We start from the raw sequence: 1,096 nt of genomic DNA on the forward strand, positions 1-1,096 counted from the left end.
CCGGGCACCCCCGCGTCCGTCGCCCCCGGACGACCCGGACGTGGACCCAGGAGAGCCGTCGGGCGCGGATGGCGGCGGCGGCACGTGCCGGTGCACGCCCGTGTCGGTGCCTCCGCCGTCGGTGTCGCGCAGGTCGACCGTGAGCGGCTGCTGCACGGGCGGACCGAGGACGTCGCCGGGCACGGGCGTGAGGACGGGCACGTCGACGACGACGTCGATCGACGGCTTGAGCTCACCGCCGAGCGCCGACCAGACGTCCGCGAACCCGCGGTCCTCGGGCGGCGGCAGGCCGACGAACAGCGGGACGCGCGCACCCGCGGCGACGAGCCGCTCCTCGAGCACGCGCGCGGGGAGGGCGTCGAACCGCAGCAGGTGCACGAGCACCGCGTCGAGCAGCCGGTGCTCGTCCTCCGGGCGCTGCGTCCACGCGGTGACCAGGTAGGACAGCCGGAAGTGCCGCGGCGGCTGGAACCGGGTCTCGACGACGCCCTCGACCCGGTTCTCGAGGAACCCGCGCGACCGTCGCCGCAGGTCCTCGCGCAGGTCGTACAGGTACATGTCGACCGTGGGCGCGTTCCGGCGCGCGGCCCAGTCCTTCGTCGGGGCGTCCAGCACGACCTCGACGGACGTGCTGTCCACCGCCTCACGGACCAGCGCGCGCAGCGCCTCGTCGACCGAGCCGATCACGCGGTCACCTCCGGAACAGGAAGTCGGGGGCGGCGACCGAGCTCGGGTTCACCAGCAGGTCGGTGTCGACCTCACCGAACAGCGGACCGGGCGACGTGCCGGTCCCGACCAGGCGGCGCGGACCGAGGATCGTGTCGGCGACGACGGGCACGGACGCCTGGAACGACCCGTCGGCCAGCGGGACGTACGGGCCGGGCGCGCTCATGATCCCGGGCGACCACGACAGCCGGACAGGCTCGCCGGGCGGGAACCACCGGCCGTTGACGAACGCGACGCCGCCGGGCCGCAGCACGGTCGGCACGACGAGCAGCTCGGGCGCGCGCACCTCGACGGGTGCGCTCGCGGTGTCGTCGGCGGCGACGGGGTCGGGCGACGACGTGCCGACGACGCCCGTGACGAGCCCGCTCTG

The 1,096-nt window shown here is 75.5% G+C and carries 2 protein-coding genes; both read right to left on the reverse strand.

Going from position 1 to position 1,096, the window contains the following annotated elements; translation table 11 throughout:
* A partial coding sequence (locus HGA02_RS20055; protein WP_168681188.1) for a Pvc16 family protein occupies positions 1-687 on the reverse strand: 687 nt, incomplete at its 3' end.
* Between the two features lie 4 nt (positions 688-691).
* Positions 692-1,096, reverse strand: a 405-nt coding sequence (locus tag HGA02_RS20060; RefSeq protein WP_210728860.1) for a hypothetical protein, incomplete at its 5' end; no start/stop codon positions are given.

The organism is Cellulomonas septica, assembly GCF_012396155.1.
GTDB lineage: Bacteria > Actinomycetota > Actinomycetes > Actinomycetales > Cellulomonadaceae > Cellulomonas > Cellulomonas septica.